General features: G+C 64.4%; 21 protein-coding genes. 15 read left to right on the forward strand and 6 right to left on the reverse strand.

The genetic code is table 11. The features are described 5' to 3' along the window. Positions 1–14: 14 nt before the first annotated feature. The 4 genes from IM733_RS17160 to pilG all read right to left on the reverse strand — a co-directional run bounded on the left by IM733_RS17160 (position 15) and on the right by pilG (position 3,468). A complete protein-coding gene (locus IM733_RS17160; RefSeq protein ID WP_248921191.1) occupies positions 15–2,039 on the reverse strand; it encodes a methyl-accepting chemotaxis protein in 2,025 nt (674 codons plus the stop codon). Positions 2,040–2,102: 63 nt separating this feature from the next. After that, positions 2,103–2,657 carry a chemotaxis protein CheW gene (locus tag IM733_RS17165; RefSeq protein ID WP_248917736.1) on the reverse strand — a complete coding sequence of 185 codons (555 nt, stop codon included), beginning with the start codon at positions 2,655–2,657 and terminating at the stop codon, positions 2,103–2,105. Continuing rightward, positions 2,654–3,019 (reverse strand): twitching motility response regulator PilH, encoded by a 366-nt coding sequence (gene pilH, locus IM733_RS17170; RefSeq protein ID WP_248917737.1) that lies wholly within the window; start codon positions 3,017–3,019, stop codon positions 2,654–2,656. Before pilH ends, IM733_RS17165 begins: the two co-directional genes overlap by 4 nt. A gap of 47 nt (positions 3,020–3,066) precedes the next feature. Then, a complete protein-coding gene (gene pilG, locus IM733_RS17175; RefSeq protein WP_248917738.1) occupies positions 3,067–3,468 on the reverse strand; it encodes a twitching motility response regulator PilG in 402 nt (133 codons plus the stop codon). A gap of 246 nt (positions 3,469–3,714) precedes the next feature. On the opposite strand from pilG, the gene gshB reads away from it, so the two are divergent. From gshB to IM733_RS17245, 14 genes are all read left to right on the forward strand, one after another. Further along, positions 3,715–4,668: a glutathione synthase gene (gene gshB / locus IM733_RS17180; protein WP_248917739.1), complete on the forward strand. Its 954-nt coding sequence runs from the start codon at positions 3,715–3,717 to the stop codon at positions 4,666–4,668. A gap of 91 nt (positions 4,669–4,759) precedes the next feature. After that, positions 4,760–5,659, forward strand: a complete 900-nt coding sequence (locus IM733_RS17185; protein WP_248917740.1) for an energy transducer TonB — start codon at positions 4,760–4,762, stop codon at positions 5,657–5,659. 122 nt (positions 5,660–5,781) lie between these two features. After that, positions 5,782–6,351, forward strand: a complete 570-nt coding sequence (locus tag IM733_RS17190; RefSeq protein WP_248917741.1) for a YqgE/AlgH family protein — start codon at positions 5,782–5,784, stop codon at positions 6,349–6,351. Then, entirely contained in the window at positions 6,351–6,776 is a 426-nt protein-coding gene (gene ruvX / locus IM733_RS17195) for a Holliday junction resolvase RuvX (RefSeq protein ID WP_023378332.1), read from the forward strand. Before IM733_RS17190 ends, ruvX begins: the two co-directional genes overlap by 1 nt. Positions 6,777–6,827: 51 nt before the next feature. Further along, the gene (gene pyrR / locus IM733_RS17200; protein ID WP_248917742.1) at positions 6,828–7,346 is read left to right on the forward strand and encodes a bifunctional pyr operon transcriptional regulator/uracil phosphoribosyltransferase PyrR; all 519 of its coding nucleotides are present in this window, start codon (positions 6,828–6,830) and stop codon (positions 7,344–7,346) included. 12 nt (positions 7,347–7,358) lie between these two features. Then, positions 7,359–8,363 (forward strand): aspartate carbamoyltransferase catalytic subunit, encoded by a 1,005-nt coding sequence (locus IM733_RS17205; RefSeq protein ID WP_248917743.1) that lies wholly within the window; start codon positions 7,359–7,361, stop codon positions 8,361–8,363. Next, the gene (locus IM733_RS17210) at positions 8,360–9,631 is read left to right on the forward strand and encodes a dihydroorotase (protein WP_248917744.1); all 1,272 of its coding nucleotides are present in this window, start codon (positions 8,360–8,362) and stop codon (positions 9,629–9,631) included. The genes IM733_RS17205 and IM733_RS17210 overlap by 4 nt, the downstream gene beginning before the upstream one ends. Positions 9,632–9,862: 231 nt before the next feature. Then, positions 9,863–10,393 (forward strand): ATP-dependent protease subunit HslV, encoded by a 531-nt coding sequence (hslV, locus tag IM733_RS17215; protein WP_011536056.1) that lies wholly within the window; start codon positions 9,863–9,865, stop codon positions 10,391–10,393. 74 nt (positions 10,394–10,467) lie between these two features. After that, entirely contained in the window at positions 10,468–11,811 is a 1,344-nt protein-coding gene (gene hslU, locus IM733_RS17220) for an ATP-dependent protease ATPase subunit HslU (RefSeq protein WP_248917745.1), read from the forward strand. A gap of 128 nt (positions 11,812–11,939) precedes the next feature. Then, positions 11,940–12,317 (forward strand): gamma-butyrobetaine hydroxylase-like domain-containing protein, encoded by a 378-nt coding sequence (locus IM733_RS17225; RefSeq protein ID WP_248917746.1) that lies wholly within the window; start codon positions 11,940–11,942, stop codon positions 12,315–12,317. 336 nt (positions 12,318–12,653) lie between these two features. Beyond that, the gene (phaC, locus tag IM733_RS17230) at positions 12,654–14,333 is read left to right on the forward strand and encodes a class II poly(R)-hydroxyalkanoic acid synthase (protein WP_248917747.1); all 1,680 of its coding nucleotides are present in this window, start codon (positions 12,654–12,656) and stop codon (positions 14,331–14,333) included. A 64-nt stretch (positions 14,334–14,397) separates the two neighbouring features. Beyond that, the gene (gene phaZ, locus IM733_RS17235) at positions 14,398–15,249 is read left to right on the forward strand and encodes a poly(3-hydroxyalkanoate) depolymerase (protein ID WP_248917748.1); all 852 of its coding nucleotides are present in this window, start codon (positions 14,398–14,400) and stop codon (positions 15,247–15,249) included. 81 nt (positions 15,250–15,330) lie between these two features. Next, a complete protein-coding gene (gene phaC / locus IM733_RS17240; RefSeq protein WP_248917749.1) occupies positions 15,331–17,013 on the forward strand; it encodes a class II poly(R)-hydroxyalkanoic acid synthase in 1,683 nt (560 codons plus the stop codon). A gap of 4 nt (positions 17,014–17,017) precedes the next feature. Next, positions 17,018–17,632, forward strand: coding sequence for a TetR/AcrR family transcriptional regulator (locus IM733_RS17245; protein ID WP_011536062.1), 615 nt, complete (start codon positions 17,018–17,020; stop codon positions 17,630–17,632). An 86-nt stretch (positions 17,633–17,718) separates the two neighbouring features. Here the strand turns inward: IM733_RS17245 and IM733_RS17250 are convergent, their stop codons facing one another. Beyond that, positions 17,719–18,429 (reverse strand): phasin family protein, encoded by a 711-nt coding sequence (locus IM733_RS17250; RefSeq protein WP_248917750.1) that lies wholly within the window; start codon positions 18,427–18,429, stop codon positions 17,719–17,721. Between the two features lie 10 nt (positions 18,430–18,439). Continuing rightward, a complete protein-coding gene (locus tag IM733_RS17255; protein WP_248917751.1) occupies positions 18,440–18,859 on the reverse strand; it encodes a phasin family protein in 420 nt (139 codons plus the stop codon). A gap of 409 nt (positions 18,860–19,268) precedes the next feature. On the opposite strand from IM733_RS17255, the gene IM733_RS17260 reads away from it, so the two are divergent. Next, positions 19,269–23,732 carry a DUF6543 domain-containing protein gene (locus IM733_RS17260; RefSeq protein ID WP_248917752.1) on the forward strand — a complete coding sequence of 1,488 codons (4,464 nt, stop codon included), beginning with the start codon at positions 19,269–19,271 and terminating at the stop codon, positions 23,730–23,732. Positions 23,733–23,739 lie beyond the last annotated feature (7 nt).

Consider the following 23,739-nt stretch of genomic DNA (forward strand, 5'->3'; position numbering starts at 1 on the left):
CACACTCGCCCCTTTCATTGACGCTCGACCGGTTTGGGCAGGGTGAAGCCGGACACCGAACGGCGCATCTCGCTGGCCATGCGCGCGAGGTGGCGGATGCTGTCGGCGGTGGCGCCGGAGCCGGCCGAGGTCTGCGCGGTGATCTGCTGGATCACCGCCATGGTGTGAGAGATCTGCCCGGCGGACGAGGTCTGCAACTGGGCCGCATCGGAGATGCTGTGGATCAGGTCGGCCAGGGTCTGCGACACCCCCTCGATCTCGGCCAGGGCCACGCCCGCGTCCTGGGCCAGGCGCGCGCCGCGCACCACTTCAGCGGTGGTCTGCTCCATGGAGATCACCGCTTCGTTGGTGTCGGCCTGGATGGTGCGCACCAGCGCCTCGATCTGGCGGGTGGCCGAGGACGAACGCTCGGCCAGGCGCTGCACCTCGTCGGCGACCACGGCAAAGCCGCGCCCGGCCTCGCCGGCCAGCGAGGCCTGGATGGCGGCATTGAGCGCCAGGATGTTGGTCTGCTCGGCAATGTCGTCGATCAGGCTGACGATATCGCCGATTTCCTGGGAAGACTCACCCAGGCGCTTGATCCGCTTGGCGGTGTCCTGGATCTGCTCGCGGATGTTGTCCATGCCACGGATGGTGTTATGCACCACCTCATTGCCCTTGTTGGCGATGGCCACCGAACGCTCGGCGACCTTGGCCGATTCGTAGGCATGGGCCGACACCCGGTCGATCGACTCGACCATGTCACCCACCGCTTCCGACGCCTCGCTGATCTGCTCGGCCTGGTGCTCCGAGGCCTTGGCCAGTTGGCGCGCGGTGTTTTGCGTGTCCTGTACCGCCGCAGCCACCTGCTCGGCACTGTGGTTGATGGTGGCGACCAGGTCGCGCAGCTGGTCGACCGAATAGTTGATCGAGTCGGCGATGGCACCGGTGAAGTCCTCGGTGACCGACACGGTAACCGTCAGGTCGCCGTCGGCCAGCTCCTCGATCTCGTCGAGCAGGCGCATGATCGCCTGCTGGTTGCGCTCGTTCTTCTCGGCGGTTTCGCGCAGCTGGCGGCTGGTGGCGCGGACCATTACCAGGCCGATCAGGATGATCGAGGCCAGCGCCAGCAAGCCGAGTGCATAGCCGCCGACCGTGTCGAGGGTACGCCCGCCGGCCAGGTTCTCGAAGCCGTTGGCCAGATGCGAGGCCTCGTCGAGCAGCGTCTGCGACAGGCTGAAGATGTTGCCCGCGGCCTCGCGCACACGGAACAGCTCGGGCGAGGTCTCGAGGATCTCGTCCACTGAGCCTGCGACGAACTGGAACAGCTCGGCGATCTCGGCCAGGCGCGCGCGGGCGTCGGCGTCCTCGACCCGGGTCACCTGGATCGCCGGGTTACCGGCGAGCATGCCCTCGAGCACCTGGCCGAAACGGCTGGCGTCGCGGCCAAAGGCGTCGGCTGCCTGGACCGAGGTGTCATCGCCGGCCAGCACGGTATTGACCGAACCAAGAATCCGTTCGGCGAGCAGCAACTGGCGCTGGGCCACTGCCACCTGGTTGGCCGGGGCGCCGCTCTGCAGCAAGATCTCCACCACTTTTTCATACTCGACCTGCAACTGCGGCACGGTCTCGGCCAGGGTGGCCGCGACCTGGTGCAGCGACAGCACGGTCTGCTCGCTGGCGAGGATGGTGTCGGTGTTCTTGCGCAGGTTCTCCCAGTCCTGGCGCACCGCGTCCATCTCGTCGCGCACCGTCACCGGCGCGGGCGGCAGGCCAGTGGCCTTGTCGCCCTCGCGCAGGTAGCTCCAGCGGCGCTCGAAGTCGTTGCGCGCATCGCTGAGCAGCTTGAACGCCAGCGCCTTGCCCGCCGCCGCCTCGGTGGCGTTCTTGGCGATACGCTGCGACAGCACGCGCAGCTCACCAGCATGGCCGATGTACTGTTTGTCGTGGTTGGCCTGGGTGTTGAGGTAGGCGAAATTGGCGAACAGCAGGACGATCGACAGGATCAGCACCACGAACAGCACGGTGATCTGCGCGGTGCTGCGTGGGCGCTGGGCCACGGCGGCCGGGGAAACGGCCGGCGCGACGACGGTGGGGCCGGGCTTGTTCACGTCGAAAATCCTCTACAACGCCACATCGAGAAAACCCGGGGCCTGGGCCAGGGCGAAAGGGCTGAAGATCGCCCAGTTGCGTTCACGGGGGAAATACCCCTGCACGAAAGGCGCGGCCATGCGGATCAGCGGTTGCGGCGGCGACAGCTCCAGGCTGCTGAGGGCAAAGTGCTGCAGACCCACCACCTCGTCCACCAGCAGGCCGGCGAACAGCTCCTCATGGTCCAGCACCAGCACGCGCCGCTGCTTGCCGGCGGCGGCAGCCCCCAAACCGAAGAAGGCGCACAAGTCCATCAGCGGCAGCAGGCGCCCGCGCAGGTTGGCCACGCCGCGCACCCAGGGCTGGACGCCCGGAACCCGGCTGCTGCGGGGCTCGCGCAGCACCTCGGCGACTTCGCCCATGGGGGCGACGAACCACTGCCCGGCAATGCGAAAGCCGATGCCGCTCCACTGCTGCAGACGCGTGTCCTGCGGTGGCTGGTCGGCCACCAGCAGGCGGCAACGGCGGTCGATGTCCAGCAGCAGCTCGAAGGCGGTCAGCGACGCGCCCTGGGGCCGGGTGGTCAAGCGCCGAGCACTTCTTTGAGCTTGGCGATCAGCGCCTCTTCTTCCACAGGCTTGGTCAGGAAGTCACGGGCGCCCTGGCGCTGGGCCCAGATACGGTCGGTTTCCTGGTCCTTCGCGGTGATTACCACCACGGGGATGGCTTTTGTCGCCGGATCCTTGGCCAACTGGCGGGTCGCCTGGAAGCCGTTGAGGATAGGCATGACGATGTCCATCAGGACGACGTCCGGCTTCTCCTGGCGCGCCAGGGCTACGCCATTGGCGCCATTTTCGGCCTTGAGAACTTGATGGCCGTTTTTTTCCAGTATCGCGGTCAGCTTGTACAACTCTGTCGGCGAATCGTCGACAATCAAAACTCGGGCCATGCTGTTTCCCCATGAAGAAAGTGAACCCCCCGCCGATCTTGGCGGCGTCAGGGTGCGGGTTGGTCTCGCACGGCGAAATCGGGCACATGGGCGCGGATCGCGTCGAGCAGTTCTTCCTTGCTGAACGGTTTGGTCAGGAACTGGTCGGAACCGACCACCCGGCCACGGGCCTTGTCGAACAGGCCATCGCGGGATGAGAGCAGGATCACCGGGGTGTCCTTGAATTCGCTGTTGTGCTTGATCACCGCGCAGGTCTGGTAGCCATCCAGGCGCGGCATGAGCACGTCGACGAAGATGATCCGCGGCTTGTGATCGATGATCTTCGCCAGGGCGTCGAAACCATCGCTGGCGGTGATCACCTCGCAGCCCGCCTCGCCGAGCAACATCTGCGCGGTGCGGCGAATCGTGCGGGAGTCGTCGATCACCATCACCTTCAGGGGTTGTTCCATAAATAGCGCCACATTGATGAGCGGTAAGCCGCGCGTTCCAAGCGGCAGGCACACAACGGTTCGGTGCATGCCACCTCACTGTTGTAGCTCATGGCCTGCGGCTTGACGCTGGATCGGGCCTTTTTAACACAGTCCCGAGGGCCATTCCATCCGCCAGCCCCTTGACCGCGGGCGCGCCCGGCGCCACCCTGAGCCACTTTTCTTTTCGTGCCATCGCGGCCACCTGCCGCCAAGAGGAATTACCCCATGAGCGTTCGCCTCGGGATTGTCATGGACCCCATCGCGTCCATCTCCTATAAAAAGGACAGCTCGCTGGCCATGCTGCTGGCCGCCCAGGCCCGCGGCTGGGAACTGTTCTACATGGAGCAGCGCGACCTGTACCAGGGCGAAGGCAAGGCCCGCGCGCGGATGCGCCCACTGAAGGTGTTCGCCGACCCGGCGCGCTGGTTCGAGCTGGGCGAGGAGCAGGACAACCTGCTGGGCGACCTGGACGTGATCCTGATGCGCAAGGACCCGCCCTTCGACATGGAGTTCGTCTACAGCACCTACCTGCTGGAGCAGGCCGAGACCGACGGCACGCTGGTGGTCAACCGCCCGCAGAGCCTGCGCGACTGCAACGAAAAACTGTTCGCCACGCTGTTCCCGCAGTGCACGCCACCGACCCTGGTCAGCCGCCGCCCGGACATCATCCGCGCCTTCGCCGCCCAGCACGGTGACGTGATCCTCAAGCCGCTGGACGGCATGGGCGGCACCTCGATCTTCCGCCACCGGGTCGGCGACCCCAACCTGTCGGTGATCCTCGAAACGCTGACCGCGCTGGGTGCCCAGCAGATCATGGCCCAGGCCTACCTGCCGGCGATCAAGGATGGTGACAAGCGCATCCTGATGATCGACGGCGAGCCGGTGGACTACTGCCTGGCGCGCATCCCGGCCAGCGGCGAGACCCGCGGCAACCTGGCCGCCGGCGGTCGTGGCGAAGCCCGCCCGCTGAGCGAGCGCGACCGCTGGATCGCCGCCCAGGTAGGGCCGACCCTGCGCGAAAAGGGCCTGCTGTTCGTTGGTTTGGACGTGATCGGCGACTACCTGACCGAAATCAACGTCACCAGCCCGACCTGCATCCGCGAGATCGATGCTGCCTACAACACCGACATCGGCGGCAAGCTGATGGACGCCATTGATCGCCAGCTGAAGGCGCGCTGACCGCCGACACGTGGCAAACACGCGCGGTGGGGTATGATGCCGGTCCTTTTAACCCGACCTGCTGCCCCGCTCCGCGATTGCTGGATACCAGATGACGCTGCCCGCCGATATCCCCGCCGACCTGCTGCCACCCCGCGTCCGCCCGGTGGACCGGCTCGGCTTCACCCTGTTCCTGGCTGCCGTGGTGCACCTGGCGCTGATCCTGGGTGTGGGTTTCAGCGTGGTCAAGCCGGCCGAAATCCGCCACACCATGGACATCACCCTGGCCACCTTCAAGAGCGAAAAAGCGCCCGAGAAGGCCGATTTCCAGGCCCAGGAGAACCAGCAGGGCAGCGGCACCCTGGAAAAAAAGGCAGTGCCCAAGACCACCGAAGTGGCGCCGTTCCAGGACAGCAAGATCAACAAGGTCACCCCGCCACCCGCCGCCCGTGAGGAAACGCCGCCGGCACCGGAGAAATCCGTGGTCGCGACGAAGGCGCCCAAGCCGCAGAAAGCCGAGCCCAAGCCGAAGGAAAACAAGCCACAAACGGCGCCGACCGCAAAAGTGGTGGACTTCGACAGCTCGCAGCTGTCCAGCCAGATCGCCAGCCTCGAGGCTGAGCTGTCCAATGAACAGCAGCTGTACGCCAAGCGCCCACGCATCCACCGCCTCAACGCGGCCTCGACCATGCGCGACAAGGGCGCCTGGTACAAAGAGGAGTGGCGCAAGAAGGTCGAGCGCATCGGCAACCTCAACTACCCCGAGGAAGCCCGGCGCCAGCAGATGTACGGCAGCCTGCGGATGATGGTGTCGATCAACCGCGATGGTTCGCTGTATGAGGTGCTGGTGCTGGAGTCCTCCGGCCAGCCGGTGCTGGACCAGGCGGCCCAGCGCATCGTGCGCCTGGCGGCGCCGTTCGCGCCGTTCACCGGCGACCTGGCCGAGTTCGACCGGCTGGAGATCATTCGCACCTGGCGCTTTGCCCGTGGCGATCGGTTGTCGAGTAACTGACCAGGCAGGTGAAGGGTCTGGATATTGTGGTGGCGCGGATATCGAGCGCCGCCCGCGATGCACCGCATAAGCGGCGCTCGACCACCTTGCCAGCCTCACCACCTGGCGCCACACTAGCGCTCATGAAAACCTTCGCCCCCAGCTACCTCAAGCACCAGTTCCTGATCGCCATGCCACACATGGCCGACCCGAACTTTGCCCAGACCCTCACCTACATCGTCGAGCACAACGCCAACGGCGCCATGGGCCTGGTGGTCAACCGCCCGCAGGAGCTGAACCTGGCCGATATCCTCGAGCAGTTGCGCCCGGACGAACAGCCGCCCGCCAGCACCCTGCAAGTGCCCATCTACCAGGGTGGCCCGGTGCAGACCGACCGCGGTTTCGTGCTGCACAGCGACGAGTGCAGCTTCCAGGCCACCGTGGCGCTGGAAGGGTTGTCGCTGACCACCTCGCAGGATGTGCTGCTGGCCATCGCCGCCGGCGTGGGCCCGAAAAAGAGCCTGATCACCCTCGGCTATGCCGGCTGGGAAGCCGGCCAGCTGGAGGCTGAGCTGGCCGACAACGCCTGGCTCAACTGCCCGTTCGACCCCGAAATCATCTTCGGCCTGGCCAGTGACCAGCGCCTGGGCGCCGCCGCCGCGAGCCTGGGGATCAACCTCAGCCTGCTGACCAGCCAGGCGGGCCACGCCTGATGGCCGAACTGCGCCTGCTGCTGGGCTTCGACTACGGCAGCAAACAGATCGGCGTGGCCGTCGGCCAGGTGATCACCGGCCAGGCCCGTGAACTGTGCGTGCTCAAGGCACAGAACGGCGTACCGGACTGGAATCAAGTCGAAAAGCTGATCAAGGAATGGAAACCCGACGCCATCGTCGTGGGGCTGCCGCTGAACATGGACGGCACGCCCAGCGACATGAGCGAGCGCGCCGAGAAGTTCGCCCGCCGCCTCAATGGCCGCTTCAACCTGCCCGTGCACACCCACGACGAACGCCTGACCACCTTCGAAGCCAAGGGCGAGCAGATGGCCCGTGGCGGCCGGCACGGCAGCTACCGCGACAACCCGGTCGACGCCATCGCCGCCGCCTTGTTGCTGCAAGGCTGGCTGGAGGCCAACACTTAACTTCGCTTTGCCGCCGGCTGGATCCGGCGCCCGCCTTCCGAGGAGCACGCAATGAGCCTACCCAATCCCGCCGACCTGACCCGGCAGATGGCCGTCGACCTTCGCGCCCACCTGGCCCGTCGTGCAATCACCGAGCCACGCTTCATTGGCATCCGCACCGGCGGTGTGTGGGTGGCCCAGGCCCTGCAGAAGGCGCTGGGCGACGACAGCCCGCTGGGCACCCTTGATGTCTCGTTCTACCGCGACGACTTCAGCCAGAACGGCCTGCACCCGCAGGTGCGCCCCTCCGAACTGCCATTCGAGATCGAAGGCCAGCACCTGGTGCTGGTGGATGACGTGCTGATGAGCGGCCGCACCATCCGTGCCGCCCTCAACGAACTGTTCGACTACGGCCGCCCGGCCAGCGTGACGCTGGTGTGCCTGCTCGACCTGGATGCCGGCGAACTGCCGATCCGCCCGAACGTACTGGGCGCCACCCTGTCCCTGGCCCCCCATGAACGGGTAAAATTGACCGGACCCACGCCGCTCGCCCTCGAGCGCCAGGACCTCGCCCCCGCTTCCGCCCTTTAAGAGTCCCCCGCGATGACGCCATTCGACGCCAAGCGCCCGCTGCAGCTCAATGACCAGGGCCAGCTGCGCCACTTCCTCTCGCTCGACGGTTTGCCCCGCGAACTGCTCACCGAGATCCTCGACACCGCCGACTCGTTCCTCGAAGTCGGCGCCCGGGCGGTGAAGAAAGTCCCGCTGCTGCGCGGCAAGACCGTGTGCAACGTGTTCTTCGAGAACTCCACCCGTACCCGCACCACCTTCGAGCTGGCCGCCCAACGGCTGTCGGCCGACGTGATCAGCCTGAACGTGTCGACCTCCTCGACCAGCAAGGGCGAGACCCTGTTCGACACCCTGCGCAACCTCGAAGCCATGGCCGCCGACATGTTCGTCGTGCGCCACTCCGACTCCGGCGCCGCCCACTTCATCGCCGAGCACGTGTGCCCGGACGTGGCGGTGATCAACGGCGGTGATGGCCGCCACGCCCACCCCACGCAAGGCATGCTCGACATGCTGACCATCCGTCGGCACAAAGGCAGTTTCGAGAACCTGTCGGTGGCGATCGTCGGCGATATCCTGCACTCGCGCGTGGCCCGTTCAGACATGCTCGCGCTCAAGGCCCTGGGCTGCCCGGACATCCGCGTGATCGGCCCGAAGACGCTGATCCCGATCGGCATCGAACAGTATGGCGTGAAGGTCTACACCGACCTCACGGAGGGCCTCAAAGACGTCGACGTGGTGATCATGCTGCGCCTGCAACGTGAGCGTATGGCCGGCGGCCTGCTGCCCAGCGAAGGCGAGTTCTACCGCTTGTTCGGTTTGACCACCGCGCGCCTGGCCGGGGCCAAGCCGGACGCCATCGTCATGCATCCGGGCCCGATCAACCGCGGCGTGGAAATCGAGTCGGCGGTGGCCGACGGCAAGCACTCGGTGATCCTCAACCAGGTCACCTACGGCATCGCCGTGCGCATGGCTGTGCTGTCCATGGCCATGAGCGGGCAGAACGCGCAACGTCAATTCGACCAGGAGAACGCCCAGTGACTATCAGCATTATCGGCGCCCGGGTCATCGATCCTGCCAGCGGCCTGGACCGCGTCACCGACCTGCACCTGGAAGGCGGGCGCATTGCCGCCATCGGCGCGGCCCCGGCCGCTTTCAACGCCAGCCGCACGATTCAGGCCGACGGCCTGGTGGCCGCTCCGGGCCTGGTCGACCTGGGCGTGTCGCTGCGCGAGCCGGGCTACAGCCGCAAGGGCACCATCGCCAGCGAGACCCGCGCTGCGGTCGCCGGTGGCGTCACCAGCCTGTGCTGCCCGCCGCAAACCAAGCCCATTCTCGATACCTCCGCCGTCGCCGAGCTGATCCTCGACCGCTCCCGCGAAGCGGCCAACAGCAAGGTCTACCCGATCGGCGCCCTGACCAAGGGCCTGGAGGGTGAGCAACTGGCCGAGCTGGTCGCCCTGCGCGATACCGGCTGCGTGGCCTTCGGCAACGGCCTGAAAGAAATCCCCAACAACCGTACCCTGGCGCGCGCCCTGGAATACGCGGCGACCTTCGACCTGACCGTGGTGTTCCACTCCCAGGACCGCGACCTGGCCCAGGGCGGCCTCGCCCATGAAGGCCCGATGGCCAGTTTCCTCGGCCTGCCCGGCATCCCGGAAACCGCAGAGACCGTGGCCCTGGCCCGCAACCTGCTGCTGGTCGAGCAGACCGGCGTGCGTGCCCACTTCACCCAGATCACCAGCGCCCGTGGTGCCCGGCTGATCGCCCAGGCCCAGCAACTGGGGCTGCCGGTCACCGCCGACGTGGCGCTGTACCAGTTGATCCTCACCGACGAGGCCCTGCGCGACTTCTCCAGCCTGTACCATGTGCAGCCGCCATTGCGCACCGCCGCCGACCGCGACGGCCTGCGCGAGGCGGTGAAGTCCGGAGTGATCCAGGCGATCTCCAGCCATCACCAGCCCCACGAGCGTGATGCCAAGCTGGCACCGTTCGGCGCCACCGAGCCGGGTATCAGCAGCGTCGAGCTGTTGCTGCCGCTGGCCATGACCCTGGTGGAGGACGGCCTGCTTGACCTGCCGACGTTGCTGGCACGCCTGAGCAGCGGCCCGGCCGGGGCCATGCGCCTGCCGGCCGGCGAACTGAAGGTGGGCGGCGCGGCGGACCTGGTGCTGTTCGACCCGAAGGCGTCCACCGTTGCTGGCGAGCAGTGGTACTCCCGCGGCGCAAACTGCCCGTTCATCGGCCACTGCCTGCCGGGCGCGGTGCGTTACACCCTGGTCGACGGGCACATCTGCCACGAAGCCTGATGATCACCCTGTAGGAGCCCGCCTTGCTGGCGAACTATGCGCCGCGGTGCATGGCACCGGCTATGCCGGTGTTCGCCGGCAAGGCCGGCTCCTACGGGAATCGAGCAAGTCTTACGATTTCGGACACATCCTGTCTTGGCACCGCTCATCCTTTGCGGTTGAAATCCTTCCCCCCTCCCCCCATATGAGTCGGCATCAGGCATTTTCGCCCCGCTGCGTGGAGACTCTCCCTTGACTACCATCGTTTCTGTCCGCCGTAACGGCAAAGTCGTCATGGGCGGCGACGGCCAGGTTTCCCTCGGCAACACCGTGATGAAAGGCAACGCCAAAAAGGTCCGTCGCCTGTACAACGGCCAGGTCATCGCCGGTTTCGCCGGTGCCACCGCCGACGCCTTCACCCTGTTCGAGCGCTTCGAAGCCCAGCTGCAGAAACACTCCGGCCACCTGGTGCGCGCCGCCGTCGAGCTGGCCAAGGAATGGCGCACCGACCGCTCGCTCAGCCGCCTGGAGGCGATGCTGGCCGTGGCCAACAAGGACGCCTCGCTGATCATCACCGGCAACGGTGACGTGGTCGAGCCCGAGGACGGCCTGATCGCCATGGGCTCCGGCGGTGGCTACGCCCAGGCCGCGGCCCGCGCCCTGCTGAACAAGACCGACCTGTCGGCCCGTGAAATCACAGAGGCCGCCCTGAACATCGCTGGCGACATCTGCGTGTTCACCAACCACAACCTGACCATCGAGGAGCAGGACCTGGCCGAGTGAATCAGTTGTTTTGGCGTCCCGCTCGCAGCGGGACTTTTCCACACTGATCACTCAGCTTGAGGCCCCCACACATCATGTCCATGACCCCCCGCGAAATCGTCCACGAACTCAACCGCCACATCATTGGCCAGGATGACGCCAAGCGCGCCGTCGCCATCGCCCTGCGCAACCGCTGGCGGCGCATGCAACTGCCCGCCGAGCTGCGTGCCGAAGTCACCCCCAAGAACATCCTGATGATCGGCCCCACCGGCGTGGGCAAGACCGAAATCGCCCGTCGCCTGGCCAAGCTGGCCAACGCGCCGTTCATCAAGGTCGAGGCGACCAAGTTCACCGAGGTCGGCTACGTGGGCCGTGACGTCGAGTCGATCATCCGCGACCTGGCCGATGCCGCGCTGAAGATGCTGCGCGAGCAGGAGATCGTCCGTGTGCGCCACCGCGCCGAAGACGCCGCCGAAGACCGCATCCTCGACGCCCTGCTGCCGCAGGCGCGGGTCAGCAGCTTCAGCGAGGAAGCCCAACAGTCCAGCGGCGACTCCAACACCCGCCAGCTGTTCCGCAAGCGCCTGCGCGAAGGCCAGCTGGACGACAAGGAAATCGAGATCGAAGTCGCCGAGAACATGGGTGTCGATATCGCCGCGCCACCCGGCATGGAAGAGATGACCAACCAGTTGCAGAGCCTGTTCGCCAACATGGGCAAGGGCAAGCGCAAGAACCGCAAGCTGAAGGTCAAAGAAGCCCTGAAGATGGTCCGAGATGAAGAGGCGAGCCGCCTGGTCAACGAGGAAGAGCTCAAGGCCAAGGCCCTGGAAGCGGTCGAGCAGCACGGCATCGTGTTCATCGACGAGATCGACAAGGTGGCCAAGCGAGGCAATGTCGGCGGCGCCGACGTGTCCCGCGAAGGCGTGCAGCGCGACCTGCTGCCACTGATCGAAGGCTGCACCGTCAACACCAAGCTGGGCATGGTCAAGACCGACCACATCCTGTTCATCGCCTCCGGCGCGTTCCACCTGAGCAAACCCAGCGACCTGGTGCCCGAACTGCAAGGCCGCCTTCCCATCCGTGTCGAGCTCAAGGCGCTGACCCCGGAAGACTTCGAGCGCATCCTGAAAGAGCCGCACGCCTCGCTGACCGAACAGTACCGCGAGCTGCTCAAGACCGAAGGCCTGCACATCGAATTCGCTGACGAAGGCCTCAAGCGCCTCGCCGAGATCGCCTTCCAGGTCAATGAGAAAACCGAGAACATTGGTGCTCGCCGCCTGCACACCCTGCTCGAGCGCCTGCTCGAAGAGGTATCGTTCAGCGCCGGTGACCTGGCCAGCACCCACGACGAGACACCGATCCACATCGACGCGGCCTACGTGAACAGCCACCTCGGCGAACTGGCGCAGAACGAAGACCTGTCGCGCTACATCCTGTAAGACCGCGTGGGCCCATTCGCCGGCAAGCCGGCTCCTATGCAGGAGCCGGCTTGCCGGCGAACCGGGCCTTGAATCCTGGCGACGGAAGCTCGAAGCTACCCTCAATAGCTCCCGAGAGATTCCAGCCCATGGCCCGCCTGCCCACCGCGATCAACCTGCACAAAGCGTCGAAGACCCTCACCCTCACCTATGCCCCCGGCGAGGTCTATAACCTGCCCGCCGAATTCCTGCGCGTGCACTCCCCTTCCGCCGAGGTCCAGGGCCACGGCAACCCCATCCTGCAGTTCGGCAAGATCAATGTCGGCCTCAGCGGCCTGGAGCCGGCCGGTCAATACGCACTGAAACTGACCTTCGACGACGGCCATGACTCCGGATTGTTCACGTGGGAGTACCTCGAGCAGCTGTGCCTGCGTCAGGCGCAACTCTGGGCCGAGTATCTGGATGAACTGCACAAGGCCGGGAAATCCCGTGACCCGTCCGAATCGGTGGTGAAACTGATGCTCTAGCTCAAGGCTCCCACGCTTTAGAGCGCATTTTCTAATCTCATCTGCTTGAATGCCTGGATGGCAGCCAAAGACTGGCTGTCTTGCGCATTACACGAAAGTCGGGTAACCAATGGAGCTGGCAAGTTCCCTGCATCGCTTTTCGCGTAAGCAGGGCCAGGCCGGTAGGTAGAGGTCGCGAGCGAAAGCAGGCTGTCTTCACACGCAGAAAATCCCGCCGCTCATCACCGACACGCCCCCGGTCGCAGCACCGCTGTTCCTTATCACTGGTCACCCGAGTAGCAGTACCGGGCTGTCACAGCACACCGGTACTCGTCTCAGGACAACGGAGCGTCGTAGATGAGTAACAAGAACAACGATGAGTTGCAGCGGCAGGCCTCGGAGAACACCCTGGGGCTGAACCCGGTCATCGGCATTCGCCGCAAGGATCTGCTGACCTCGGCGCGCACGGTATTGCGCCAGGCCTTGCGTCAACCGCTGCACAGCGCCAAGCACGTGGCGCATTTCGGCCTGGAACTGAAGAACGTGCTGCTGGGCAAATCGAGTCTTCAGCCCGAAAGCGACGACCGTCGCTTCAGCGACCCGGCCTGGAGCAATAACCCGCTGTACCGTCGCTACCTGCAAACCTACCTGGCCTGGCGCAAGGAACTGCACGACTGGATCAGCGAGAGCGACCTGTCCCCCCAGGACATCAGCCGCGGCCAATTCGTCATCAACCTGATGACCGAGGCCATGGCACCCACCAACACCCTCTCCAACCCCGCCGCCGTCAAGCGTTTCTTCGAGACTGGCGGCAAGAGCCTGCTCGATGGCCTCTCCCACCTGGCCAAGGACCTGGTCAACAATGGCGGCATGCCCAGCCAGGTGAACATGGAGGCCTTCGAGGTGGGCAAGAACCTGGCCACCAGCGAAGGCGCGGTGGTGTACCGCAACGACGTGCTGGAACTGATCCAGTACAGCCCCATCACCGAACAGGTGCACGCCCGCCCCCTGCTGGTGGTGCCGCCACAGATCAACAAGTTCTACGTCTTCGACCTGAGCCCGGAAAAGAGCCTGGCGCGCTTCTGCCTGCGCTCCCAGCAACAGACCTTCATCGTCAGTTGGCGCAACCCGACCAAGGCGCAACGCGAGTGGGGCCTGTCGACCTACATCGACGCGCTGAAGGAAGCCGTCGACGCAGTACTGGCGATCACCGGCAGCAAGGACCTGAACATGCTCGGCGCCTGCTCGGGCGGCATCACCTGTACCGCGCTGGTGGGCCATTACGCGGCACTCGGCGAAAAGAAGGTCAACGCCCTCACGCTGCTGGTCAGCGTGCTCGACACCACGGTCGACACCCAGGTGGCACTGTTCGTCGACGAGCAGACGCTGGAGGCGGCCAAGCGCCACTCCTATCAAGCCGGCGTGCTCGAAGGCAGCGACATGGCCAAGGTGTTCGCCTGGATGCGCCCCAACGACTTGATCTGGAACTACTGGGTCAACAACTACCTGCTGGGCAACGAGCCGCCAGTGTTCGACATCCTGTTCTGGAACAACGACACCACGCGCCTGCCGGCCGCCTTCCACGGCGACCTCATCGAGATGTTCAAGAACAACCCGCTGATCCGCTCCAACGCCCTGGAAGTGTCCGGCACCGCCATCGACCTGAAGCAGGTCGACTGCGACATCTACAGCGTCGCCGGCACCGCCGACCACATCACCCCCTGGCAATCGTGCTACCGCTCGGCGCACCTGTTCGGCGGCAAGATCGAGTTCGTACTGTCCAACAGCGGGCACATCCAGAGCATCCTCAACCCGCCGGGCAACCCCAAGGCGCGCTTCATGACCGGCGAGGACCGCCCGGACGACCCGGTGGCCTGGCAGGAGAACGCGGTCAAGCACGCCGACTCCTGGTGGCTGCACTGGCAGAGCTGGCTGGGCGAGCGCGCGGGCGAACTGAAGAAAGCGCCCACGCGCCTGGGCAACCGCGCCTACGCAGCCGGCGAGGCATCGCCGGGCACCTACGTCCACGAACGCTGAGTGAAACCGCAGTGGTGCGCCCGGTGGCGCATCACCGCGCTACGTCCACCACAGAGTCACGCGTATGCCGCCACCCTACATCTTCAGGACCGTCGAGCTGGATGATCAATCCATCCGCACGGCGGTCCGTCCGGGCAAGCCGCACCTGACACCCTTGCTGATCTTCAACGGCATCGGTGCCAACCTCGAGCTGGTGTTCCCGTTCATCGAGGCCCTGGACCCGGACCTGGAGGTGATCGCCTTCGACGTGCCCGGCGTCGGTGGCTCGTCGACGCCCCGCCACCCCTACCGGTTCCCCGGGCTGGCCAAGCTGACGGCGCGCATGCTCGACTACCTGAACTACGGCCAGGTCAACGCGATCGGCGTGTCCTGGGGCGGCGCCCTGGCCCAGCAATTCGCCCACGACTACCCGGAACGCTGCAAGAAACTGGTGCTCGCCGCCACCGCCGCCGGCGCGGTGATGGTGCCGGGCAAGCCCAAGGTGTTGTGGATGATGGCCAGCCCACGGCGCTACATCCAGCCGTCCCACGTGATCCGTATCGCCCCGACCATCTATGGTGGTGGCTTTCGCCGCGACCCCGACCTGGCCCTGCACCACGCCTCGAAGGTGCGCTCCGGCGGCAAGCTGGGCTACTACTGGCAGCTGTTCGCCGGGCTGGGTTGGACCAGCATCCACTGGCTGCACAAGATCCACCAACCCACCCTGGTGCTGGCCGGTGACGACGACCCGTTGATCCCGCTGATCAACATGCGCCTGCTGGCCTGGCGAATTCCCAATGCGCAGCTACACATAATCGACGATGGCCATCTGTTCCTGATCACTCGGGCCGAGGCCGTCGCCCCGATCATCATGAAATTCCTCCAGCAAGAGCGCCAGCGCGCGGTCATGCACCCCCGGCCCGCCTCCGGCGGCTGACGCCGGGCCGGCGCATGGAGTACGCGCCGGCCCGCCCTTGCTGTGTTCCAGCGCTTGCTGGCCTGACGATGGAGTGTTGGCATGAAAGACAAACCGGCAACAGGGACGACACCGGTCCCCGCCACCAGTATGAACCTGCAGAACGCAATCAATGGCCTGCGTGGCCGCGACCTGCTGTCGACCCTGCGCCATGTAGGCCGCCACGGCCTGCGCCACCCGTTGTACACGGCCCGCCATCTGCTGGAGCTGGGTGGCACCCTGGGCCGGGTGATACTGGGCGACACGCCGTTCCAGCCCCATGCCCGCGACAACCGTTTCAGCGACCCTACCTGGAGCGAGAACCCGCTCTACCGCCGCGGGCTGCAGGCCTACCTCGCCTGGCAGAAGCAGACCCGCCGCTGGATCGAGGAAAGCACCCTGGGCAATGACGACCGCGCCCGCGCGCAGTTCCTGTTCACCTTGATCAGCGACGCCGTGGCACCGAGTAATTCACTGCTCAACCCACTGGCGGTCAAGGAGCTGTTCAACACCGGCGGCCAGAGCCTGCTGCGCGGCGCCAGCTACCTGCTCGACGATCTGCGCCACAACGATGGCTTGCCCCGCCAGGTGGACGAGCGCGCCTTCGAGGTCGGTGGCAACCTGGCTGCCACCCCAGGCGCGGTGGTGTTTCGCAACGAGCTGCTGGAGCTGATCCAGTACAAGCCCATGAGCGAAAAACAGTACGCTCGCCCGTTGCTGGTGGTACCGCCACAGATCAACAAGTTCTATATCTTCGACCTGAGCCCGACCAACAGCTTTGTCCAGTACATGCTCAAGAACGGCCTGCAGGTGTTCATGGTCAGCTGGCGCAACCCTGACCCGCGCCACCGGGAATGGGGCCTGTCGAGCTACGTACAGGCACTGGAGGAAGCGCTGAATGCCTGCCGCAGCATCAGCGGCAGCCGCGACCTCAACCTCATGGGGGCCTGCGCCGGGGGGCTGACCATGGCGGCCCTGCAGGGCCACTTGCAGGCCAAGAAACAACTGCGCAAGGTGCGCAGTGCCACCTACCTGGTCAGCATGCTCGACAGCCAGTTTGACAGCCCCGCCAGCCTGTTCGCCGACGAGCAGACCATCGAAGCGTCCAAGCGTCGCTCCTACCAGCGCGGTGTGCTCGACGGCGGCGAGGTGGCGCGGATCTTCGCCTGGATGCGCCCCAACGACCTGATCTGGAACTACTGGGTCAACAACTACCTCATGGGCAAGAAACCACCGGCATTCGACATTCTCTACTGGAACGCCGACAGCACCCGCCTGCCCGCCGCGTACCACGGCGAACTGTTGGACTTCTTCAAGCTCAACCCACTAACCTTCCCCGAAGGGCTTGAAGTATGCGGCACGCCCATCGACCTCAAGCAGGTCGACCTCGACAGCTTCACCGTCGCTGGCAGCAACGACCACATCACCCCCTGGGACGCGGTGTACCGCTCGGCCCTGCTGCTCGGTGGCGACCGGCGCTTCCTGCTGGCCAACAGCGGGCATATCCAGAGCATCATCAACCCGCCCGGCAACCCCAAGGCCTACTATCTCGAGAACCCCAAGCTGTCCAGCGACCCACGCGCCTGGTTCCACGATGCCCAGCGTCGCGATGGCAGCTGGTGGCCGCTGTGGCAGGAATGGATCACCCAGCGCTCGGGCACGCTCAAGCCACAGCGCACCGAGCTGGGCAACGCCACCTACCCACCGCTGGGCCCTGCGCCAGGCAACTATGTGATGGCCCGCTGAACGGATGAAGACCCGCGATCGTATCCTCGAATGTGCCCTGCAGTTGTTCAACCGCCAGGGCGAGCCGAATGTCTCGACCCTGGAGATCGCCAACGAGCTAGGCATCAGCCCGGGCAACCTGTACTACCACTTCCACGGCAAGGAGCCGCTGGTGATCGGCTTGTTCGAGCGCTTCGAGGAAGAGCTGATGACCTTGCTCGACCCGCCGCTGGACGTCCAACTGGAAGCCGAGGACTACTGGCTGTTCCTGCACCTGATCGTCGAACGCATGGCCCAGTACCGATTTCTGCTCCAGGACCTGTCCAACCTCACCGGCCGTCTTCCCAAGCTGGCGCGGGGCATGCGCAGCCTGATCAACGCCCTCAAGCGAACCCTGGCGGCGCTGCTGGCCAGCCTCAAGGCCCAAGGGCAGGTGACCAGCGAAACCCAGGCATTGGGGCAACTGGTCGAACAGATCACCCTGACCCTGATCTGCTCGCTGGACTATCAGCGGGTGATCGGCCGCGAGGGCGATGTGGGGGTGGTGGTGTACCAGGTAATGATGCTGGTGGCGCCGCACCTGCAGGCTCCGGCGCGCAGAGCGGCGGAGCAGTTGGCGATGAGGTACCTGGAGGGTTGAAATGACCGCGGGGCAAGCCCGCGCCCACGAGCCCTGTACGAGCTGCGTGGGAGCGAGCTTGCCCCGCGATTGAGGGCGACGCGGTGTCAGGCCTGGGCGGCCGCGTTCACCGGTGCCGACGGGGTGGTGCTGGCCGGCGCCGCGCTGGGTGCCGGGGCTGCGGTTGCGGCCGGGGCTGCCGCAGGCTTGGCCGGGGCGGCTTTCTTCACCGCGGGCTTCTTGGCCACGGCCGGCTTGGCCGCCGGTTTTGCTGCTGGCTTGGCCGCAGCGGTCTTGGTCGCAGGTTTGGCAGCAGGCTTGGCCGCTGCGGTTTTCGCTGCCGGCTTGGCGGCGGCCTTGGCCAGCGGTTTGGCCGCGGTCTTGCTCGCGCCCGCCTTGGAGATCGGCGTGACCGAAGCGCCGGTCAGTTTCTCGATCTGCTTGGTCAGCGTGTCGACCTGCTGGTGCAGGGCCTTGATCTCATTGCGGCTGGGCACGCCCAGGCGCGAGATGGCACTGTTCAGACGCTTGTCGAAGGCTTCCTCGAGCTCGCTCCACTTGCCCAGGGCACGTTCCTTGACGTCGGACACCCGCGAAGTGGTCGCCGACTTGGCGTTGTCAGCGGCCGAGTCGACGCTCTTCTTCGCCTGTTTCTCAGCCTTTTCGCCATCCTTCACCAGCGTGTCGAACAGCTTCGGACCATCCTGGTCGATCTTCGAGTAGATACCCAGGCCAGCCAGCCAGATCTTACGGGAGTACTTCTCGATTCCGCCGACCCAGGAGCTACCTTCCTTCTCGGTGTTCTTCTTGCCAGCCATCCTGCTCTCCTTATGGTTTGTGCGCGACGCGCTCGAGCAGCTCGTGCAGCTGTTCAAGCTTGATGGACAATGCCTCAACGTCATGTTTAGACGGAATGCCGAGGCGATTCAAGGCGCGACCGACGCGGGCGTCGAAGGCTTTCTCGATTTTGTCCAGTTGGACCTCGACTTTCCCGCGCACGCGGGTCACTTCACGGGTGGCTTCGTCGATCTGGCCATTGGCGGCGTCGAGCTCTTTGTCGATGCGCTTCTTGCCGCGCTTCTCGACGCCTTCGCCGGCCTTGACCAGCTCATGGAAGTAGTCGGAGCCTTCCTGGCCCACCCGCGCATAAGCGCCGATGCCCGCCAGCCAAATCTTGCGCGCGTACCCGCGCACTTCACCCAGCGTACCCTGGGCGTCGTCCTTTTTCTTCACAGTCACTTTGGCCACGCTCTGTACCTCATGCTCATGAGTGGAGGAGGAACTGCCCATGGAGGTTGGGCTTGAGCATAAGGTAGAAGCAGGAATTAGAATCTTCACCCTAAGATCGCCGCACTGATCTATCTACCGCAGCGGCTCACGGCTGGCGTTCCAGCATTCGGCTCCCTTTACCGGAGCCTTTGCCATGCCCCAATCACCGCCCCCGCCATCCCTATCGTTCAAGCAACTGGTAGCAACGCAGTTCGCCAAACGCCCCAGCCTGCGCGAGGTCGTGGCCACCGCGGGTTTCAACGCACTCGCAGCACGCTACCCATGGACCCGCAGGAACCACCCACAGCTGCAATCCATAAAGGGCTTCAGCATCCTGCATGGCCTGGACGAAGAACCACCGACACAGGCAGGTAGCCTGGTAGACACATTGCTTGAGCATTTCCTCAACGGCCAGCCCATGGCGCTCAAGCCCACGGACCAGCTCAGCCTGAACCCGCCAGCCATTTTTCGCCCCCAGGAAGCAGCGCCGGCCATTGATGTACGCATGGCCGACCTGAACATGGCCTACGACGATATGCTCGCGACCCTCTGCGAGGCATTTCAGCAGGCACAAGTCAGTTTCTGGAACAGCCGCGAGGGTGACTCGGATGTAACCCGCCTGCGCTGGATGCAGCAGGTGCTCAAGGCCGCACTGCTCGGCACGCTGGAACGCCAAGGCCTGGACAGCGATCAGAAGGCCCTGCTGTACGCCATGCTCGCTCAAACCGGCACATCGGCAACCGCGCAGGGATTGCAGGTTTCGTTCGACACCCAAGGCAGCACAGTTGATGAGGTATTACCGGACCTGCTCGTTACGGGCAAGAAAGATGCGCGCGATCTGGTCTTGTGGTGTAAGCCCTCTGGTACCGTGCGCGGCTTCAACAGCCTCCCGGCCTTCGCCATCGCCTTGCGCGACGAGCTTTCCGAGCGCCATGTGTTCGATACGATGTCCTGGGCCTGCACGGCACTGAGCGAAGACCCATTCGGCTACCAAGCCCGGCAACTGCTCAACGGAGTGCTGCAACAGATTGACCGGGCGCAGCTTGGCGCAATCGAACAGGTAAGTGACCTGGAGGAGCTCTACAGCAAGCTGAGCGATCCCGCATCGACATTCCCGGCGGGCTTCCAGCTTGAGCAATCGACACCCGCGATCACGCCGCCTGGCTGGCTGGAGAACGCCACGGTGACTGACCGATTCCAGTACCACATGGCACTGCTGGAGCTGTCGGCAGGGCAAATGCTGGCACAGGGTGAAACATCCCTGGACGGGATCGAAGACTTGCAGCAATACACGGTTCGGCGCCTACGCGAGCAAATGCGTGATGACCACCCGACCCAGCAGCCTTACAACCCTGATCAGGTGCAGATCACGATTTCACAGGTGGTACAGGTTTCCTCCACGGGGCCGGCGCAGCTTGAGTACCTGAAAACCATCAGTCTGACCGAACTGGCCATCTCACGCCTGCCGCTGGGTAGTGACCAGGTGGCCTCTGCCGTTCAATTGGCCGATCAACAGACGCTAAGCAGCTGGATGGACCTTGACTATGTCAGTGCGCTGATCACTGCCGTGGATGTCGGTGGCCAGTATCCGCAGTTTGTCCACGACCAGTTGCAAACGGGTACAGACACCGACAAACGTCGCCAGCGCTTTGCCGAGGAATGGCGAGGCGCCCTGCTGCTGAGCGCGCTACAGGCCAAGATAGTAGGGCAGCTGAACGAACGCACCTGGCAGGCCGTCGCGGACTTTTGCCGCCGTAAAGCCAACGCCAGCGCTTCGCTGAACCTGGCACCACTGTCATTCAACAGCGTGCCAGGTGGCCCGAAGGCCAACCTCGTGCACGGCATGTTCGTCCTCGAGGTGCCCTCCACAGGGGCGTGGGTACTTTACCGCCCCATGGTGACATCGCAGGCCGTCAGGCAGTTCGACAGCCGCAGCCAACTGATGACGAGCATCCGGGCCGAGCAAGCCCTGCAGCAGGACATCCTTGCCTGGCTGGATGACGAAGCCCGCCCCATCTATGCCAATGATGGCTTTACCCACCCGCACCTGCATGCCGGCCTCGCCGAACTGGCGCACCTGCTGGGGCCCGCTTCCACGCTAGCCGCTGATACCATTGAGCGTTTGCGGGCGCCTGTCACCTTGGCCTTCACGCCATGGTCCGGCGACCTGGACGAATTGATGTATCAGGCAAGGGCGGGCGTGCTCCTGCTACTGGCCTCACGCCAGAGCCTTTCCAACGCCCAGCAGCGCTGGGCGTTGGTCGTGCGGTTCGCATGGCTGGCGTTCAACACGGCCACGCCGCTGCTGCGAGGGCCTGCTGGCCTGCTGGCCTGGTTGGTCGCAGCCCTGCTCAGCATCAAGGATGACCTGACAGCCTTGACCCAAGGCAGCACCGAAGAAAAGTTGCTCGCCAGTGCCGACATCCTGCTGAACGTGGCCATGCTGCTGGCCCATGGGCCTGCTACTGCCAAACCCGAACCTGAGCTGCCACCGCAGCCCGAACCGCGTCGTGTTTCCAGCGCTACCGCACAGCAACCACCTGAACAGAAAAACTGGCAAGCCCCGGCCGAGCAAGCCCGACCTGTATCACTGCACATCAGCCAATGGGGCAACCACCAACGGCTCGGCAACCTGCCCCGCGAAGAGCGCGAGGCGCTCGACACCTTACGCGCCAACGTCAGCCTGAATGGGCAGAGTGCGCTGGCCAGCGGCCGAATGCGCGGGCTGTACAAAGTTGACGACCGCTATTACGTGAAACTGCAGGATGTTGCCTTCGAGGTCGAAGAAAGCTGGAACGGCGTGCACATCATCGGACCGGAGGTCAGCCAGAGCGAATGGTCGCAAACCTGGGGCGGGCAGCCTGACGGCTACTACATTGTCGGCCGGGAACGCATCCGCGGCCCGTGGTTGACGCGTTGGAATGGCGAATGGAGGATCGACCTGCACATGTCGGGCGGCATGCCGAAAACGGCCAAGGCGCTAATCGATGAGAAAAAGGAAGCGTTCACGAAAATGTTGGAAAGCCGAGCGGCCAATGACAAAAAACTCACCAGCACAGAAGCGTTCATTGATGGCTACCTGGAACGGGTAAAACCCTATGACCAGGCGCACCTGGCATTCGAGAAATCCCTGGTTGATCACCCTGGCGTCGCCTACGATGACCTGCCAGAGGAACTGCAGATACAGCGGCAAGCGCTACGGGCCCTGCGCAACGAGGCACGGGAAAACCTGAATGTATTGGCACTCACCTACGAAAAACAGACTGGATTGATAAGGGAGCAGGAGCAGTTGTACACCCGCCTGAGCGACCCGAGATACACCAGGTTCGACCCCAAGGGCGCAGCTACCTTTGCCCGTGGTCAGTGGTGGGAGCAGTTGCTTTTTTCCGACCTGCAGCAGTGCCGCCGCCTGCTCGACATGAATGACAACGAAACGCTCAAGAACCAATCGCGTCGGCTAGTGCAATTGCCGTTCGGCCAGGAGCAGGCACAACTGTACCTGGACTACAGCAAGAACATCGAGGCTGCGCTGGCTTTGCATAGACGCTTCTTCAAGGTCAGCCAACGCCTCGACCAGAACCTTAGCGAGGCGCTGACAGATGGGCAGATCCAGTTCTCAGGCAAGCGCAAGAAGCTCGATACCATCATCAACAACCGCCGATACTCGACGCTGATCACCCGTGCCCAGATCCTCAGCGACCTGAATCAGTTGATCGTGAGGAGAGATCTGCTCACCGAAGAGAACTTCGAAAGTACCCTGCTTTCTCAGAACGCCCTGGGTAGCAAGCGTCTGCATGAAGCGCTGCTGAGCCACGACAGCCTGGCGGCGGCCCGCCTGAAGCCAGAAGCACAGAAAGAGCCGCTGGAGAGCGCGCTGCGCGAATACAAACTGTCACTGGGCAATGCCGAGTATCTGCTTTCACGCAACATTTCGGCGGTGGACAGCGGCAGGCTCAACGAATACATCGCTGAGCTGAATGCACTGATAAACCTGACCGAGAGTGACCTTGCCTTCGTTTCTGCTGCCGCCGACAAACCGAATGTGGAACCCGATCAACCTCTGACCCATAAAGTACGCTCCGCGAGGCGCAAGGTGATCCGCACTACCCAGGGCAGGTCCTTGGTCGTCGAGGAAGCTGAGGAGGGCAGCGAAACCGTACAGGTCGACCCGCTGACCGAACAAACCGTTGCGCGCTATCAGCAACAAGGTGATCACTGGGAGGCTGTCCCGCAAGTTGTGCCGGTACCTGACTACGCTCGACTGCGCCGCACCGGCAATGACCTGTTGGCCCAGAAAGCCGCCAGGATCGCCCACGCCTCCCGCCACCTGGACGGGCCCAACAGCCTGGCGGACCAGATTGATTTCTACATTCAGGACATGTCAGAGATTGCCGGGCAATTGCGTGCCGGCCCGGAGCAAGGACATGCTTTGGCCACCCGGCTGGATCAAGCGATTACCGAGGTGCAGGCAGAAAAGCAGCGCCTCTTGACCGCCGCCTACCTTGGCACCCAGCACCCAGACAGCAAAGCCTTGCGTTTCCTGCTGGAGGCAGAAGAAATCGAGGTGAAGCTGACCAGGCGCCGCAAGAAGCTCAAGGCCAATGACTTTCTGGATGTGTATGACGTTTATCGCCTGCAGCCCAGGCAGAAGCTCTGGGAAGCGCACTTCCACTACACCAGCGCCAGTGCCAATGCCCGGCGCTTTGCCAAAGGTCATTTGAAGTTCGCGGACGCCATGAGCCGTGACGAGCGCTTGCAACGCGCACAGGCACAGGCAGAGCGATATGACATTTATCGGGGTGATCTGCGCCTCGAGCAGATCGAGGACCTTATCCCGTTCCCCGACAACTGACAGCAGC

It is taken from the genome of Pseudomonas entomophila (genome assembly GCF_023277925.1).
In the GTDB taxonomy this organism is placed as follows: Bacteria; Pseudomonadota; Gammaproteobacteria; order Pseudomonadales; family Pseudomonadaceae; genus Aquipseudomonas; species Aquipseudomonas entomophila_D.